This is a genomic window from Gordonia pseudamarae, assembly GCF_025273675.1.
Classification (GTDB): domain Bacteria; phylum Actinomycetota; class Actinomycetes; order Mycobacteriales; family Mycobacteriaceae; genus Gordonia; species Gordonia pseudamarae.
In genome coordinates this window covers 1,784,688-1,801,912 of record NZ_CP045809.1, presented here as the reverse complement: position 1 = coordinate 1,801,912, position 17,225 = coordinate 1,784,688, and the positions used below count along the sequence as shown (strand labels likewise).

The window sequence follows — 17,225 nt, the reverse complement described above, 5'->3', positions numbered from 1 at the left end:
CGTCTTGCTGATCAGTCGTCTTTCATGGCTCCGGGGGCGTTCGACTGGACCTGCATCAGGAATTCGATGTTGGTCTTCGACTTCTTCAGCTGTGAGATCAACAGGTCGATCGCCTGCTGCGAGTCCAATCCGCTGAGCACGCGACGCAGTTTGTGCACGATCGCGAACTCCTCGGGCGAGAGCAGCAGCTCGTCCTTACGGGTGCTCGACAGGTTCACGTCGACCGCGGGGAACACACGGCGTTCGGCGATCTTGCGATCGAGTTTGAGCTCGGCGTTGCCGGTGCCCTTGAACTCCTCGAAGATGACGGTGTCGCCGGTCGATCCGGTTTCCACCAGCGCGGAGGCGATGATGGTGAGCGAACCACCGTTCTCGATGTTGCGGGCCGCGCCCAGGAACCGCTTGGGCGGGTACAGGGCGGTCGAATCAACACCACCGGACAGGATGCGCCCCGACGCCGGCGAGGCGTTGTTGTAGGCACGACCCAGGCGGGTGATCGAGTCGAGCAGCACCACCACGTCCTTGCCCTGCTCCACCAGGCGCTTGGCCCGTTCGATGGCCAGTTCGGCGACCGAGGTGTGATCTGACGGCGGGCGGTCGAAGGTGGAGGCGATGACCTCACCCTTCACCGAGCGCTGCATATCGGTGACCTCTTCGGGTCGCTCGTCCACCAGCACCACCATCAGGTGACATTCGGGGTTGTTGGTGGTGATCGCGTTGGCGATGTCCTGCAGGATCGTCGTCTTACCGGCCTTCGGCGGCGACACGATCAGTGCGCGCTGACCCTTGCCGATCGGCATGATCAGATCGATCACCCGCGTGTCGAGCCGATCTGGCGTGGTTTCCAGACGCAACCGCTGATTGGGATACAGCGGGGTGAGCTTGTTGAACTCCGGACGCTTGCGCGCAGCATCGGGGTCACCGCCGTTGACGGTATCCAGCCGGGCCAGCGGGTTGAACTTCTGCCGCTGGTTGGCCTGCTCGCCGTCCTTGGGCACCTTCACCGCGCCGGTGACTGCGTCACCACGACGCAGGCCGTAGCGGCGCACCAAGTTCATCGACACATAGACGTCGTTCTGGCCTGCCAGGTAGCCCGAGGTACGCACGAACGCGTAGTTGTCCAGGACATCGAGGATGCCCGCGACCGGCTGCAATACGTCGTCATCGGAGATCTGCGGCTCACCCGAGGGGGACGAGTCGCGGTCGCGCCCACGACGGCGCTCGCGGAATCGCCTGCCGCGCCTGCCGCCCCGGCCGCCGTCCTCGTCGTCGTCGCGCGGGCCGTTCTGGCCACCACCTGACTGATTCCGGCCCTGCTGGTTCTCCCCGCGCTGGTTTTCGTTGCGCTGGTTGTTGTCCCCGCGCTGGTTTTCGTTGCGCTGGTTGTTGTTCTGGACCTGCTGATTACGGTTGCGATTGCGATTGTTTCGACCCTCGCCCTGCGTACCGTCCGACGGCTGGTCGTCGGCACGGGCCGTCTCGCCCTTTCCGCCGTCGTTCCGGCCCGATTCCTTCTGGCCCGATTCCTTCTGGCCCGGCTCCTGCCGGTCGGAATCACTACCGCGGGCTTCCACCGCGGGCTCCTGACCTGTGCCGTTGTCGGTGGCGGCCGAAGTTCTGTCGGCGTCGCCCCGGACCGGGGCGACGGAGTCGGCATCCGCGGGCGCCTTCGCCGTGCGGGTCGCACGCGTCGTGCGCGGCGCCTTCGCCTTCACCGTCTTCGCCTCGTCCGCGCTCTTGGGCACGTCAGCGGTCAAGGTGAGCTGATCTGCTCCGCCCTGACGTTCCTTGATCGCGGCGATCAAGTCGCCCTTGCGCATACCCGAAGTACCCTTGATGCCCAGCTCACCGGCCAGAGCACGCAATTCGGTCAGGACCATGCCGGAAAGTCCGGCACGCGCCCTGCTCTTCGGTGCGGTGATCACGTCCGTATCGGTCACGGATGTCCTTTCGTTCCCCTGATCTCGAGCAATGAGACCGGGGTCTAGGCTGCCCCCCGCTGCGCTCAGCGGAAGGATGTACGTCCCGGGTGGACGTTGTCGGGGAATGTATTCGGGGTGTGCGCCACGAGAATCCCCGCTTCTTCATGCTCCACATCTGATGACCTGGCTCGTGGCCGGGCTGCGATTCACCATGGCCGCACCGCTGTGCTCAGCAGTGTCATCGCGCCGACCAGTACAGCTCCATGATGCCGAAGTACCGGCCGGCACCACGGATCGGTGTGCCGGAGTGTGGAGGAGAAACGTGGCAGAAAACTCTGCGGGGCCGAGACCCATAATACGCTAGCCGTTTTCGCATACTACGGGTAACACGCCCGAAAACACAATTGACGGTCAGCCGACCATTCGGCCGATGCCACTCACCAGGAGATCTCGACGCCCTCGGCGATCTCGACCGGCCAGGTCGCGAACCCGATTCCGTGCGCCAGCGCGTCGACCTCGTCGGTGACCGCATCCGTACTCAGGACCAGTACCGACGGGCCCGCTCCCGACACCATCGCGGCATATCCACGCTCGCGCAGCGCCACCACCAGCTCGGCGCTCTGTGGCATCGACGGCGCCCGGTACGGCTGGTGCAACCGGTCGACGGTCGCATCGATCAGGCATTCCGGCGCGGTGGTCAACGCCACCACGGCCAGTGCCGAGCGCGAAAGATTGAACACGGCGTCGGCACGCGGCACCGTGTCGGGCAGCAGGCCGCGCGTATGCGAGGTCGAGGATTCTGTTTCCGGCACGAACACCGTGGCCCGGATTCCGGGATGCACCACGAGCCCGCGTGCCAGGTAGGCCTCCCTCACGGCCACCACGCCGTCGGGGTTCGCGTCGAGCGGACTGTCGGCCCAGGTCACCACCGCGCCGCCGAGGACGCTGGCCGCAGCATTGTCGGGGTGTCCCTCGAACTCGCCGGCCAGCTGCACGAGCTCGGCGTCGGAGAAGGGTTCACGAACACCCGCGGCCGCGAGCAGCCCCGATGCCGCGGCAAAACCGGACACGGCGGCGGCCGCCGAGGAACCCAGACCGCGCGAATGCGGGATCGCGTTGACGCACCGCAGGGCCAGGCCGGCCGCGCTCGCCCCGCCGTATTCGAGTCCGCGCCGCACCGCGCGCACGACCAGATGCCGTTCGTCGCGCGGAATGCTGTCGGCACCTTCACCCGTGGCCTCGATGTGGATTCCCGACGCCACCGTGGACACGGTGAGCGTGTCGTAGACACCGAGCGCGATGCCGAGGCAGTCGAAACCCGGACCCAAATTCGCACTCGAGGCCGGAACCCGTACCCGCACCGAAATACCTTCGAGCAGAACATTGTCGGCGCCCCCGACGACCGAGGGCGCCTCCGGCATCACGTCGCCGGCCATCTCCAGATCAGCCGACACCGAGGGCGTCCGCAACCGCGACCGGATCGACCGGGATCGCGTTGACCTCCGGCATGCCCGACAGCGCGGTGTCCGGGTCCTTCAGACCGTTGCCGGTGACCGTGCACACGACGGTGCTGCCCGATGCGATCCAGCCGTCGGCGTGCGCGGCGAGCAGACCCGCCACACTGGCCGCCGACGCCGGCTCGACGAAGACACCTTCTTGGCCCGCGACCAACCGGTATGCCTCCAGCAGCTTCTCGTCGGTCGCCGCGCGGAACTGGCCGTTCGACTCATCCTTGGCCGCGACCGCCTGGTTCCAGCTCGCGGGCGAGCCGATCCGGATAGCGGTGGCGATGGTTTCGGGGTTCTTCACCGGGGCACCGTTGACCAGCGGCGCGGCACCCGCGGCCTGCACACCCAGCATCCGGGGCAGCGAATCGCTGATGCCGTCTGCGTGGTACTCGCGGTAGCCCGTCCAGTAGGCGGTGATGTTGCCGGCGTTGCCCACCGGCAGCGCGTGCACGTCGGGAGCACGGCCGAGGACGTCGACGATCTCGAACGCCGCCGTCTTCTGCCCTTCGATACGGGCCGGGTTGACCGAGTTGACCAGTTCGATCTCGGGAAAGTCCGCGGTGACCTTGCGGGCCAGTTCGAGGCAGTCGTCGAAGTTGCCCTGCACCTGAATGATCTTGGCGCCGTGCATCACCGCCTGAGCCAGCTTGCCCATCGCGATCTTGCCCTCGGGGATCAGCACCGCACAGGTGATACCGGCCCGGGTGGCGTACGCGGCCGCCGACGCCGATGTGTTGCCGGTGGACGCACACAGCACCGCCCGCTTGCCGTTGTTGACGGCGGTGGTGACCGCCATGGTCATACCGCGGTCCTTGAACGATCCGGTCGGATTCAGACCCTCCACCTTGAGGTACACCTCGCAGCCGGTCAGCTCCGACAGGTACGGAGCCGCCACCAGTGGCGTGCCGCCCTCCAGCAGCGTCACCACCTTCCAGTCGGCGGCCACGGGCATCCTGGTGCGGTAGGCCTCGATGAGGCCCGGCCAGGCGCGGTGAACGGGGTTGGGGGTCACGTCGGTCGGGCTCACGTCAATCATCGGTTCCTTCCATTCGGAGGACGCTGGATACCTTGATCACCGCATCCATGTCTTCCAGTGCCGCAACGGTTTCCGACTGCGCACGGTCGGGTGCGCGGTGGGTGACCACGATCAGCCGGGCATCGTCGCCCGCGCCTTCCTGGCGCACCGCGGCAATGCTCACCGACCGCTTGGAGAACTCTCCGGCGACCTGCGCCAGAACCCCCGGACGGTCGGCGACCCGCATCGACACGTAGTAACGCGTCGGCACATCGTCGATGGAGGCCACCGGAAGGGCCGCGTACGTCGACTCCAGCGGACCACGGCCACCGTGCACCTTGTTGCGGGCGGCCATCACCAGATCACCCATCACCGCCGACGCGGTGGGCGAACCACCGGCGCCCTGGCCGTAGAACATCAGGCGACCGGCGTTCTCGGCCTCCACGACGACGGCGTTGAACGCGCCGTTCACGGTTGCCAGCGGATGCGAGAGCGGGACCAGCGCCGGGTACACCCGAGCCGACACCTGTTCGCCGTCGTCGCCGATGACCCGTTCGCAGATGGCGAGCAGCTTCACGGTGCAGTCGAACTTCTTGGCCGCCGCCAGATCGGCGGCGCTGACCGCGGTGATGCCCTCGCGGTGCACATCGGCCGCGGTGACGCGCGTGTGGAAGGCGATCGAGGCCAGGATCGCCGCCTTTGACGCGGCATCGTAGCCCTCGACATCGGCGGTGGGGTCGGCCTCGGCGTACCCCAGGCGCCCGGCCTCGGCGAGGGTCTCGTCGTAGCCGGCGCCCGTGGAATCCATCGCCGAGAGAATGAAGTTGGTGGTGCCGTTGACGATCCCGGCCACCCGCTGCACCTTGTCACCGGCCAGCGACTGCATCAGCGGCCGGATCACCGGGATCGCACCGGCCACCGCCGCCTCGAAGTACAGGTCCACCTTCGACTCGGCCGCCGCACCGGCCAGTTCGCCGGTGTAGTCGGCCAGCAGCGCCTTGTTGGCCGAGACGACCGACTTTCCGCCGGTCAACGCCGTACGGATCAGTTCGCGGGCCGGATCGATGCCGCCCACGAGCTCGACGACGATGTCGACGTCATCGCGGGCGACCAGGGCCGCGGCATCGGTGGTGAGCAGAGCCGAGTCGATCTTGCGGGGCTTGCTCAGGTCGCGCACCGCCACACCGCGGATCTCCAGCGGAGCACCGACCCGGGCACGCAGGTCGTCGGCGTTCTCCTCGAGTATGCGCACCACCTCGGCGCCGACATTGCCCATACCGAGCACGGCGACGCCGATGGCCGGCCTGTCCTGAACGGCTTCGGTCACTTGGACACCTCCAGTCGCAAGAAGTCTTCGATCGTCTCCCGACGGATCAGCAGTCTCGACGCGCCGTCGGCGACGGCCACCACCGGCGGGCGCATCACCATGTTGTACCGGCTCGACATCGAATAGCAGTACGCACCCGTCGCCGCCACGGCCAGCAGATCGCCGGGCCGCAGATCGCCGGGCAACCAGCAGTCCTTGATGATGATGTCACCGCTCTCGCAGTGTTTGCCCACCACCCGGCTGACCACCGCGGGTGCCGTCGACACACGCGAGACCAATCGTACGTCGTACTCGGCCTGATACAGAACGGTGCGGATATTGTCGCTCATCCCGCCGTCGACGGAGACGTAGCGACGGACGGCGCGGCGTTCGAGTTCGACATCCTTGATGGTGCCCACCTCGTACACGGTGACCGTGCCGGGACCGGCGATCGCACGCCCCGGTTCGACGGCGAGGGTGGGCATCGGCAGACCGACGGCGGCCGATTCGCGCCGGACGATCGCCGCCAGCGTGTCCGCGACATCCTTCACCGGCAGCGGGTCGTCATCCTGGAGATACGAGATCCCCAGTCCCCCACCGAGATCGATGATCTCCAGCTGCGCTGTCTTGTCGACTCCGAACTCGGAGACGATCTCCTTGAGCAGCCCGAGCACCCGATGTGCGGCCAGTTCGAAGCCGTCCATGTCGAAGATCTGCGAACCGATATGGCTGTGCAGACCGACCAGGCGCAGGTTGTCGGTGGCGAACACGCGGCGCACCGCATCCATCGCGACACCGCCGGACAGGGCGAACCCGAACTTCTGGTCCTCGTGCGCGGTCGCGATGAACTCGTGGGTATGCGCCTCCACGCCCACGGTGACCCGCACCAGCACGTCGGCGACGATGCCGCGGTCACCGGCGAGCGTGTCGAGCCGGTCGATCTCGGCCAACGAGTCGAGCACGATGTGCCCGACGCCGGCATCGAGCGCGGCGCCGAGTTCGGCGGTGCTTTTATTGTTGCCGTGCAAGGCGATTCGTTCGGCGGGGAAGCCCGCGTGCAGGGCGATGGCCAATTCTCCGCCGGAGCAGACGTCCAGGCTCAGCCCCTCCTCATTCACCCAGCGGGCGATCTCGGTGCTCAGAAATGCCTTGGACGCGTAGTGAACCCGACCGTACTGACCGAACGCACCGATCATGTCCGCGCAGCGCGAACGAAAGTCCTTCTCGTCCACCACGAACAGCGGCGTACCGTACTCGCGCGCCAGTTCACCCACCGGCACACCCGCGAGTGTCAGCTCGCCGGAGTCGGCGCGGATCGCGTTGCGCGGCCACACGTTGGCCGGAATCTCGGCGAGTTCCGCGGGGTCGTGCGGTCGCTGGGCCAGGTGCGGTGCCGCCGGGATGTCCGCATGCCGCGGGCCGGCCGGATGCGCGCTCACATCCGCTCCGGTGCGCTCACGCCGACCAGGTCCAGGCCGTTGGCCAGCACCTGCCGGGTCGCCTCGCACAGCGTCAGCCGCGCGCGATGGATGTCGGCGGCCTCCTCGTCGCCCTGCGGCAGGACGCGGCAGCGGGCGTAGAAGCGGTGGTAGGCCCCGGCCAGCGCTTCCAGGTACCGGCACACACGGTGCGGTTCGCGCAGCTCGGCCGCCGTCGCGACCACCTCGTCGAAGTCTCCGATGGTGCGGATCAGATCGCCCTCGGCGGGGTCGTCGAGCAGTCCGAGATGCCCCGTGTCGCGTTCGAGCCCGAGCTCGGCCGCGCTGCGGGCCAGCGCCGACAGTCGGGCGTGCGCGTACTGGACGTAATAGACCGGGTTGTCGTTGGACTGTTTGACCAGCAGATCCAGGTCGATGTCGATGTTCACGTCCACCGACGAACGGATCAGCGAGTACCGCGCGCCGTCCACACCGACCGCACCGACCAGGTCGTCCATGGTGATCACATTGCCGGCGCGTTTGCTCATCCGCACCGGCCGGCCGGCCTTGACCAGGTTTACCATCTGCCCTATCAGCACCTCGACGGCGGCCGGATCGTCACCGAGCGCGGCCGCGGCCGCCTTCAGCCGTTTGATGTAGCCGTGGTGGTCGGCACCGAGCATGTACACACACAGATCGAAGCCCCGGTTGCGTTTGTCGCGGAAGTAGGCGATGTCACCGGCGATGTAGGCGGCCTCGCCGTCGCTCTTGATCACCACCCTGTCCTTGTCGTCGCCGAAGTCGGTGGTGCGCAACCACCAGGCGCCGTCCTTCTCGTACAGGGTGCCGTTGGCCTTGAGCTCGGTGATGCAGGTGTCGACGAGCCCGGACTCGAACATCGAGTTCTCGTGGGTGTACACGTCGAAGTCGGTGCCGAACTCGTGCAGGCTGTGTTTGATCTGCCCGAACATCAACTCCACGCCCTCGGCGCGGAACGTCTCGCGGCGGTCGGCGGGTTCCTGTTCGAGGACGCCGGGCACCTTCGCGACCACGTCGGCGGCGATCTCGGCGATGTAGTCGCCGGCGTACCCGTCCTCGGGGGTCGGCTGCCCGAGCGCGGACGCCTCCAGTGACGTGGCGAATCGGTCGATCTGTCCACCGTGGTCGTTGAAGTAGTACTCGCGGGTCACCGCGGCGCCACGGGCGGCGAACACCCGGCCCAGCGCGTCGCCGACAGCCGCCCAGCGGGTGCCGCCGAGGTGGATGGGTCCGGTCGGGTTGGCCGAGACGAACTCCAGGTTGATCGACGTGCCCGACAGTTCCCCGCCATGGCCGTACCCGGTGGCCTTGGCCAACACCGATTCGACGACGGTGTTCTGCGCGGCCGCGGCCAGCCACACGTTCACAAACCCGGGGCCGGCCACCTCGGCCTTGTCGATGCCGTCGGCGGCGGCGAACGCGTCGGCAAGCCAGCCGGCGAACTCGCGGGGCACCACACCGAGACGTTTGCCCAGTTGTAGGGCGATATTGGTGGCGTAGTCACCGTGGTCGGTGTTGCGGGGCCGTTCGACGACGACGGTATCGGGCACCAGCGAAGCATCCAGGTCCCGCCCGGATACGACGGTCAGCGTTATCTCGCGGAGAAGCGCAGCGAGGGCGGCAGGAGTCACGGGTATTCATCCTATGGTCCGTGGTCCCCGCGCGGACAATCGACTCCACCCGAAGCCGGCGATCACCCCCCGGGCGATGTGCCGAACACGACTAATGGGACATTCGTAGCGACCACCGACCGGTGGCCCGTCACCACTGTCCACTCGGAGGTTCACCGCATCGTGTCCGACGCCCCGACACTTACCCCCGCCGCGCGGCCCTGGCTGCTACCCACAGCGATCGGCGTGGTCGCACTGCTCCTGGGCGTCGGCCTGGGCTGGCTGGTCACCGCCAGTTTCGCCGGCGACTCCGAGGACGGACCGGACGCCGGGGCCGCGCCCGTGGGCTTCGCCCAGGACATGATCGTGCATCACGCGCAGGGCGTGGAGATGGCCGAGATCGTCCTCACGCAGGGCACCGATCCCGCGATCAGGAAGATCGCGCTGACGATCCTGACCGACCAGACCCGTGAGATCGGCCAGATGACGGCGTGGCTCGACCTGTGGGGTCAGCCGGTGGAGAGTCCCGATGCTCCGATGACCTGGATGGGTCACGACACATCGGACCCGACCGGGCACGACATGTCCGGACACTCCGGCCATGGCACGGACGCCCCCGCTGCCACCGCTCCTGCTGGGACCTCTCCTGCTGCGACGAACTCACCCGTTCCGGCGGACGAACCCGTCATGCCGGGGATGGCAACCGATGCGGAGATGGCGAGGTTGCGCTCGCTGCACGGCGCCGAGGCAGACACCTTCTTCATCCAGCTGATGCTGCGCCACCACGAGGGCGGCCTGCACATGATGACCTTCGCCGCCGATCCCGCCAACGTCTCGCAGGAGTACGTGCGCGAGCTCGCCGGCCACATGGACGGTCAGCAGACCGACGAGATCACCCTGTTCACGAAGATCCTCACCGAACGCAACGCCCAGCCCCTGCCGATGAACTGAGCCTGCTCAGCGCGTTCGGCCACGCTTGTTCGCCGAGACCTGATCAAGCGTTCCGGCGGAGCGGCGGCGGTGCGACGGGTCCGCACCGCCCAACCTGTCGCCCGAATCCAGTCGCCGCACACGTGCCCGGATCGTGTCGACGACCGACTCCACGGGCCAGTCCGCCGCTGAACCCACGTCGCGTTCCCCGACAAGCCGCAGGCTCTCGACAGCGCCAGTACCAGCGCCTCGTTCTCCGAACTGTGCGGCCAGACAGTGGTCGGTTTGAGGATGTGTGTCGACGGATAGCCGTCCACCGGTCGGCACCATCGGTCATCGACGTTGGTCAGCAGCAATTTGTCCTGCGCCCCGCCCAACGACATCCGGATTCCGTGTATGGGATCGGTGCCGAGCGGACTGTCCCCGAGCCCACCGAGGAGTTCGGCGATGTCGCGATCGCGCAATGGAACCGATGGATGCCCCGAACCCGGTGGCCCTTCATCGGTGGGCAAGACCACGACCGCGCCCGTGCACTCTCTGCCATACTCCGTCAGCAGTGCCATCACGTCCGCCGGTGTCGCCGGCGCGCCGGCCAGGTCGAGTCGGACGCCACGTAACCGTGCGGCCGCAGCGGCCAACGCATTTCCTTCCGGGAGAAGACCTTCCAGATACGCCCGCGAGACGGCCGGTGGTTGCGACGCCACTACCGCGGGCAGCGAGCAGGACAGGATCGGCGCCCCCTCCCGATAGCCGCCACACCCCTCGTTCGTGTACTCGATCGAGATCTTGTTGCCCCGGGCCCTGGGCGCGATACTCGCCGTATGCCGACCGTTCAGCCAGATATCCAGTGCCTTCACGACGTCCGCCAGCCCCGCCGCGGCCGCACCGCCAGTTCGAGGTCGAGTGCGGCGAGGGCGTCGAACAGTTTCTCAACCGCCTTGGTTGTTTCCCCTTTCTCGATCTGGGTGATCGAGAAACGGTTGGTGAGCGCCCGTTCGGCGAGTTCGGCCTGCGTCATGCCGTGTTCGAGCCGCGCAGCGCGAATCGCGCGCCCCAGTCCGGCCGCGGAACGCACCGACACCTCACGATCACCCGATGTTGACATATCCCAACATTAGACCAACAGGTACCCGATGGCAAGAAATCCCAACATCGCGTCGGGTGTGCCACCGCGTCGCACATGCGGACCGAGTTGATCACGCAGGCGGTGCGCAAACGCTGCCCGCAGTGGTTTCGTCGCCGGCGGCGCGATCTTCCATCCGGACCGGGGAGCCCAATACACCAGCGGCGAATTCGCCACTGGTGCACAGTATTTAGATGTACGTTTGCCTGTTGGACGGACCGGTCAATGTTGGGACAATGCCGTCGCTGAATCGTTCTTCTCCATGCTCAAGAACGAGATGTACCACCACCATCGGTTCGGTACCCGTGCCCGCGCCCGGCTCGCGGTCGCCGACTACATCGACGTGTTCTACAACCGCCGCCGCCACTCAACGATCAACTACCAAACCCCCGCCCAGGCGATGAACAACGTCCTCGCCCGCACCGATCCCACAGCCGATCAGGCCGCATAAAGATCAGGGGGTTCCGCCGCCTACAGAACTTGACACAGCCCACCCCGCGTTCTCGAAACGCGAGAATCACTGTTTGGCGTGACGCCAATTTGTGCCGTGTACTCAGCGCGCGTTGAATCCAGCATCCACGGGGAAGGTGACACCGGTGATGTAGCGGCCGGCATCACTGACCAGGAATGCGATGGCGGCGGAAACATCGGCGGGCTCGATGAACGGGACCGGCATGATGTTGCGGACAGCATCGAAGTCGACGTTGGGATCGCTGTAGAACTTCTCGAGTTGAGGATTCTGGATCATCGGAGTCGCCACCCCGGTCGGGTGAACGGTGTTCACTCTGATGCCCTTGGGGCTCAGCCAGTTTGCGTAGTTGCGCATCAGTCCGACGACACCGTGCTTGGCAGCGGTGTAGGCGGCGTTGACACCGCCCATTCCTCCGGTCCCCTTCAAACCCTGCGACGAGCTGGTGATGACGATGGAACCACCGTTGTTGGCCAGTAGGCTCGGTACAGCCGCGGTAACGGTGTTGTGGACGCCGGTGAGATTGACGTCGATCACGTCCAAGAAGGCTTGGTGGGTGTTGATCTCGATACCGAGCGGCATGATGCCGGCGTTCGCCAGCACGATGTCGACCCGTCGACCGATCGTCGCCTCACCCTGTGCCAGCGCATGGGACAGAGCATCAGGGTCCCGGACATCGGCTTCGGATGCGACGATCGCGCGGCCGAGTTTTTCGACCTCCTTGATCGTCACATCCATGTCGTCACGAGTCGCCATCGCGTACTCGACAGTCGGGATCTGTGCGCAGATGTCGACGGCGATGATGTCGGCTCCCTCGCCGGCAAGTTTGATCGCATGGCTGCGCCCTTGGCCCCGCGCCGCTCCGGTTACGAATACGGTCTTGCCGTCTAGCGTGCCCATGTCGGGCTCCTCTCGTCGTGCGTGTACGTCGGAATCTGTCGACACAGAACCTTCGTTGTGGTTGCGCAGGGCGGCGTGCGGAGTGGATCACCAAGCGCTGGAGCGTAGGAAACGACCGGATTGGTCGATACAACAATGTGTACGACACGTGTACGACACGTATCCGCAGGGCGCCTGCGCAAGGGACGTTACGGCGAGGTCGGTCCTGATCGGGTGCGGGCTCCCGACCAACGGGAGAATGAGGACACAGACCACTTTTCGAGACAGGACCAGGCGCCTGGTCGTTGGGTCACGACACCGGCGCGCTCCGATGCGAGTCGATGATTGTCTCGGACATCGTGCAGAAGGAGTGGTAGACGCGGTCGGTGACGATGCGGTCCGGGCATTCGGCGTCGAACCACCGGTCGACGAGCGCCCAGTGCACCGGGTGGTGCATGTACTGACCGAGTAGCGCGTCGATACCGGTGAACTCCTGCTCCCACACGTGGGTCCACCGCGACGAGGGCGCAACCGGCGTGCTCGACGAACCGTTCAATACGTTGCGGTCGGTCGCCATCTCCGTCTCCCGCGCACACATCGCGGCAAGCCCACCGAACAAAACCACCGATGACCTGGGAGAAAAGAACAAACCCACGCGCGAGGGCGTGGGTTTGAACAAAGCTAGCTTGGTGCGCCTTCCGGGATGTCACTCGAACTCAGCGGGCGTACTCCGGCCGGAGGCCGGTGAGGATGTTGTGGTGCCCCCCGCAGGATTCGAACCTGCGACCTTCTGCTCCGGAGGCAGACGCTCTATCCCCTGAGCTAGGGGGGCTCATCGGGCGAGAGTCAGAGTAGCCTACCGATACCGAACTCCCCAAACCGCATGGTCAAGACCGCTTTCGGCGAGTCATACGGTGACCACGTGAGCGTCGCGGACGCCGGCGTAGCGATGCGGGCTGCACGTCAGAACGATCACCTGGGCGTCGTGGGCGGCCTCGGTGAGCACCGACGCCATCGCAGCGATGCGGTCGGGGTCGCTGTAGCCGAGTGCGTCGTCGATGATGACGGGAACACCGTCGGCCTCGTCCACGAGGGTGGCGACGGCCAGGCGGGAGATCAGGCCCAGCTGTTCCTTGGCGCCGCCGGACAGTGCGTCGCGGGGCACGGTGACGCCCTCGACGGTGCGGGAGACCACGTTCAGGTCGTCGTCGACGTCGAAACGCACCGACTCACCGAACACGATGGCGCCGAGCTGGTCGAGGCGGCGGGTAAACGGGTCGGCGTACTTGGCGCGCGACTCCAGCCGCGTGCGGGTAAGGGTCTCGTGCAACAGTTTTGCGGCCTCGGCGCGGCGGGTGATCCGCCGCAGACCGGCGCACGCGTCCTCCCATTCGACCTGCGCCTCGTCGAATTCGTCGAGCCGGGCCTCGCTGCGGTACATCTCGAGTTTGGTGCCGAGTTCGGTGATCAGATGCCCGACGGCGTCGAGTTCGGCATCGCCGTGACCGATGTCGCGGGCGATCTGCTCACGCCGCAATTCGATACCGGCGGCGTCGAGTTCGGCCGCCTGCGCCGCGAACTGGGTCTGCGCCGCGCGGGCCTCCTCGAGATCATCGCGGGCCCTGTCGACCGCCGCGCGGGCCTCATCGTCGGGCAGCGCGAAAACCAGCTCGGCGAGCCTGTCGTCCAGCTCATCGATCTGCTTGCCGACGCGCTCGCGCCGCCGCGCCAGCGACGTCTGCCGGTCTGTGAGGGCCGACGACTCCGACGCCCGCCGGATCGCGGCCGTGTGGGCGCGCTCCACCAGATCGGCCTGGGCGCGCTCGGCCGCCACCAGATCGTCGATCGAGTCCGGCGCCGGCGCCTCGGCCTCGGGCAGTCCCTCGAGCTCTGCGCGCACCACATCGCGCCAATCCCGGATCTCGGCCACGGTCCGCCACTTGAGCAGCCCGTCGCGCCGCTCGCAGATCAGCGCCCGCTTGTGGGTGAGGTCGGTGCGGGCGGCGGCCCTGGCCGCAGCCTGCGACAGATCCGTCAGACCGTGGGTATCGCATAGGGTTTGCGCCGACCACTGCAGCCGGTCGAGTTCCTCGGCCAGCGCCTGCGTGTCGACGCCGCGCCGCACCGTCACCCGCACTACCCCGGCCGCCTCGATCACACGGTCGGCGTCGGCCACGACATCGACCGCACCATCGACATCTACCGCACCATCGACATCTACCGCACCATCGGCGGCCACGGGCTCGCCGTCGATCGTGACCGGATGGTCCCCCAGCGTCTCCACGCGCAGCGTCGCCGCCGCCGCCTCCAGCCGTCCGCGCGCGACGTCGATCCGGTGGGCCAGCGCCTGCGCCGCCGAGGCGACCTCCGCATCGACGGTGTGCGTGGCCAATTCGCCGTCGACGGTGTCGAGCTCGGCCCGGAACCCGGCAAGCTTGTCGAGGACGTCGGTGAGTTCGGCGACCTCGGCGGTCAATCGGGCGCGGCGCAGAGCCTGCCGGGCGGTACCCACCTTCTCGCGCAGATCGACCAGAATCTCCTTGGCAGAGGACAATTCGCCTTCCAAACCAGAGGCCTCGACCGCCGCCAGCCGTGCCTGTTCGAGAGCCTGGGCGCACTGCTCGTCGAGTTCGGCGGCCTCCGTGCACAACACCGCACGCCGCTGCCGGATGTCGTTGCGCTCGTTCATCACCCGCTCGGCCAGTGTCAACGCGGTCTGGCGGTGCGCGACACCGCGCGCGGCGTCCTCCGCCTTCGACAGCACGGCCTGCGCCGCCTGCCACGCGAGCTCGACCCGCTCCTGGTCGGCCCGGGCGAGTTCGCCCGCGCGCTGCAACTCCCCACGACGCGAGACCGCCTCCCGCAGCCGTTCGATGTCGTCATCGAGCACCTCCCGGCCCCGGCGCAGCCGGTCGTACCGTTCACCGGCGACAGCGGCACGGGAGGCGGCCGCCGCCAGTTCGCCCGTCGGCTTGCCCTGTTTGAGGGTGTAGTACCGGCCGTATTCACCGGCCACCGCATCCACGAGAACGTTGTCGTCCTCGGACACAATCGGATCTGGGGACACAACCGAATCGGGGGGCACAACCGAATCGGGTTCGGCACCGGCGAGCCCGCCGCCGCCGGCCGCCCGGTCGAGCGCCCGCGACAGCGACGCCGCCGACGACAGATCGGTCAGCGCCGGATCGGTACCGGACTGCAACAGTTTCAGCGCGTCGAACAGCACCCTGTCGACGGTCGTGTCGAGGATCTCGTCGACCCGGTCGTGCGCGTCACGACCGCTGAGCTGTTCCGGTTTCGGGCGGTGCACGGCCAGCGTCGTCGACGGCTGCTTGTTGAATCGTTTGGAATAGGTGAAATACCATTCACCGCAGCTGATCTCGGCCTCGACTTCCGACCCCACATCTCGACCGGACGGCATGATCGCGCGCACGGCCGACGATTTGCTGTTGTCCCGGAACCTCAGCAGCACATCGAGGGCCTCGATCATCGACGACTTGCCGGCCTCGTTACGGCCCTCGACCACCGTCACGCCCCGATCGGCGAAACACACCTCGCGCTCACCGATACCCCGGAAGTCACGCAGCTTCAGGCGGTGCAGCCTCATCGCGAGGCCAGTCTGCGCAGCAACGCCAGGGCATCCCGGGCGGCCTGCGCGCTCTCGTCATCGGATGAGTCCGCGATACCCAGCAACTCGTGTGCCGCTTCGGCGGCATACCCCGCCACACCCAATGATTCGATGTCGGACTCGGCGCCGACGACGGTCAGGTCGTCATTCTTGGTCCACGGCACCAGGGCGGCGAACCGGTCCCGGAACTGTTCGAGCATCTCCTCCAGCACCGCGTTTTCGGCGATGGTGAGCGACCCGACCAGGCCCAGCTGCACCACGACACGCGTCTTGTCGGCGATGGCCTCCAGTTCGGCCCGCAGCGCCTCCACGTCGTCGGCGCCGGCGATGTCGCGGCTGATGCTGCGAAAACTCCACTCGCCCACCCGATGCGGGGTGACCTCGATATCGCGCCGATCGCCCGCGCGGCGCAGCGTCACCGCCAGCACGTGGCCAGGCTCGGCCTCGATGTGGTCGAAGTTGGTGACCTCGTGGGCGCCCGAGTACCAGATGCGCCCGCCGCCACCCACGTCGGTGACCGAATGCCGGTCACCGAGCGCCACATAGTCGACCAGGCCGGACTCGACGGCCCGCTCCAGGGCATCGACCGAGATCAGCGCGGGATCGTCACCGGGCACGATCGTGTCGACGCCGCCATGCCCGACGACGATGCGGATCACGCCGTGCTCGTTGCCGCCCGCACGCTCGATCTGCTTGTTGACCAGGTCGGTGAGCGGATGCTTGTGCGCCCAGGGCGCCGGCACCAGCTCGATGCCCTCGCGCACCCGCACCACCCCGTCGGCCGACAGCACGGTCACATTGGCAGGGCAGGCGTCGACGAAGGCGCGGGACCGGTACACGCTCGCCGGGTCGGCGGTGTCGTGGTTGCCGGGCAACAAATACACCGGCACACCGCACGCGGCCAGCACGTCCATGGTCTGGCGGATAGTCCTGTCCGCCACCCGGTGATCCTCGAAGACGTCGCCGCTGACGACGATGAACTCGGCACCGGTCTCGCGGGCGACCGCACCGATCCGGGTGATCGCCTCACGCCGGGCCGCGGCGTAGGAGTGGGCGGCCTCGGCGTCGAGATAGTGCCGCGTCATGCCGATCTGCCAGTCCGCGGTGTGCACGAACGTCACCGAGTGTGCCGTCGACCGCCCGTCGTCCGGGGGCGCAGGCGTCCGCTCGACGGCCTCGGCCGCGGGCCGGGCCCCGGGTTCGACCTCGGGTTCGGGCTCGGAGACCAGCCGCGTCACCGGTGCGGGCCGGGCCGGGCCAAGTGACTCCATGCCGGGGAGCGGCTCGAACTCGGGCAGGTCGAACAGCGACGCCGTCATCGTCGACGCCCCTCCTCTCGCTCGCGGCTGTGCAAGGGTACAGGGGCGATTCTATGAGC

At 67.3% G+C, this 17,225-nt stretch carries 13 protein-coding genes, 1 tRNA gene and 1 pseudogene; 2 read left to right on the top strand and 13 right to left on the bottom strand.

The window, feature by feature from the left end:
- Nucleotides 1-11: 11 nt before the first annotated feature.
- The 6 genes from rho to argS form a co-directional block, all read right to left on the bottom strand.
- Complete coding sequence (gene rho / locus GII31_RS07960) at nucleotides 12-1,940, bottom strand: transcription termination factor Rho (RefSeq protein ID WP_407649922.1); 1,929 nt, start codon at nucleotides 1,938-1,940, stop codon at nucleotides 12-14.
- A 419-nt stretch (nucleotides 1,941-2,359) separates the two neighbouring features.
- A complete protein-coding gene (gene thrB / locus GII31_RS07955; RefSeq protein ID WP_213250027.1) occupies nucleotides 2,360-3,343 on the bottom strand; it encodes a homoserine kinase in 984 nt (327 codons plus the stop codon).
- Between the two features lie 22 nt (nucleotides 3,344-3,365).
- On the bottom strand, nucleotides 3,366-4,466 hold the full coding sequence (gene thrC / locus GII31_RS07950; protein WP_213248373.1) for a threonine synthase: 1,101 nt from the start codon (nucleotides 4,464-4,466) through the stop codon (nucleotides 3,366-3,368).
- On the bottom strand, nucleotides 4,459-5,772 hold the full coding sequence (locus GII31_RS07945; protein ID WP_213248371.1) for a homoserine dehydrogenase: 1,314 nt from the start codon (nucleotides 5,770-5,772) through the stop codon (nucleotides 4,459-4,461). The genes thrC and GII31_RS07945 overlap by 8 nt, the downstream gene beginning before the upstream one ends.
- Nucleotides 5,769-7,190 (bottom strand): diaminopimelate decarboxylase, encoded by a 1,422-nt coding sequence (gene lysA, locus GII31_RS07940; RefSeq protein WP_213248369.1) that lies wholly within the window; start codon nucleotides 7,188-7,190, stop codon nucleotides 5,769-5,771. Before lysA ends, GII31_RS07945 begins: the two co-directional genes overlap by 4 nt.
- Nucleotides 7,187-8,839, bottom strand: coding sequence for an arginine--tRNA ligase (gene argS / locus GII31_RS07935; RefSeq protein ID WP_213248367.1), 1,653 nt, complete (start codon nucleotides 8,837-8,839; stop codon nucleotides 7,187-7,189). Before argS ends, lysA begins: the two co-directional genes overlap by 4 nt.
- A 162-nt stretch (nucleotides 8,840-9,001) precedes the next feature.
- On the opposite strand from argS, the gene GII31_RS07930 reads away from it, so the two are divergent.
- Entirely contained in the window at nucleotides 9,002-9,769 is a 768-nt protein-coding gene (locus GII31_RS07930) for a DUF305 domain-containing protein (RefSeq protein WP_246222164.1), read from the top strand.
- Here GII31_RS07930 and GII31_RS07925 read toward each other — a convergent pair.
- Together GII31_RS07925 and GII31_RS07920 are read right to left on the bottom strand one after the other, a co-directional pair.
- Nucleotides 9,694-10,605, bottom strand: coding sequence for a type II toxin-antitoxin system HipA family toxin (locus GII31_RS07925; protein ID WP_213248365.1), 912 nt, complete (start codon nucleotides 10,603-10,605; stop codon nucleotides 9,694-9,696). The two genes, GII31_RS07930 and GII31_RS07925, sit on opposite strands and share 76 nt — an antisense overlap.
- Nucleotides 10,602-10,853, bottom strand: coding sequence for a helix-turn-helix transcriptional regulator (locus GII31_RS07920; protein WP_213248363.1), 252 nt, complete (start codon nucleotides 10,851-10,853; stop codon nucleotides 10,602-10,604). The genes GII31_RS07925 and GII31_RS07920 overlap by 4 nt, the downstream gene beginning before the upstream one ends.
- A 220-nt stretch (nucleotides 10,854-11,073) precedes the next feature.
- Here GII31_RS07920 and GII31_RS07915 point away from each other — a divergent pair, with 220 nt between their 5' ends.
- On the top strand, nucleotides 11,074-11,322 hold the full coding sequence (locus GII31_RS07915) for an IS3 family transposase (RefSeq protein WP_213248361.1): 249 nt from the start codon (nucleotides 11,074-11,076) through the stop codon (nucleotides 11,320-11,322).
- A 102-nt stretch (nucleotides 11,323-11,424) separates the two neighbouring features.
- On the opposite strand, the gene GII31_RS07910 is transcribed toward GII31_RS07915, so the two are convergent.
- From GII31_RS07910 to GII31_RS07890, 5 genes and pseudogenes are all read right to left on the bottom strand, one after another.
- On the bottom strand, nucleotides 11,425-12,240 hold the full coding sequence (locus tag GII31_RS07910) for a mycofactocin-coupled SDR family oxidoreductase (protein WP_213248360.1): 816 nt from the start codon (nucleotides 12,238-12,240) through the stop codon (nucleotides 11,425-11,427).
- A gap of 289 nt (nucleotides 12,241-12,529) precedes the next feature.
- A pseudogene (locus GII31_RS07905) lies at nucleotides 12,530-12,742 on the bottom strand (Dabb family protein); the annotation flags it as partial.
- A gap of 233 nt (nucleotides 12,743-12,975) precedes the next feature.
- Nucleotides 12,976-13,051, bottom strand: a tRNA-Arg gene (locus GII31_RS07900).
- 75 nt (nucleotides 13,052-13,126) lie between these two features.
- The gene (locus GII31_RS07895) at nucleotides 13,127-15,826 is read right to left on the bottom strand and encodes an AAA family ATPase (RefSeq protein WP_213248358.1); all 2,700 of its coding nucleotides are present in this window, start codon (nucleotides 15,824-15,826) and stop codon (nucleotides 13,127-13,129) included.
- Nucleotides 15,823-17,166, bottom strand: a complete 1,344-nt coding sequence (locus tag GII31_RS07890) for a metallophosphoesterase family protein (RefSeq protein WP_260840374.1) — start codon at nucleotides 17,164-17,166, stop codon at nucleotides 15,823-15,825. The genes GII31_RS07895 and GII31_RS07890 overlap by 4 nt, the downstream gene beginning before the upstream one ends.
- Nucleotides 17,167-17,225 lie beyond the last annotated feature (59 nt).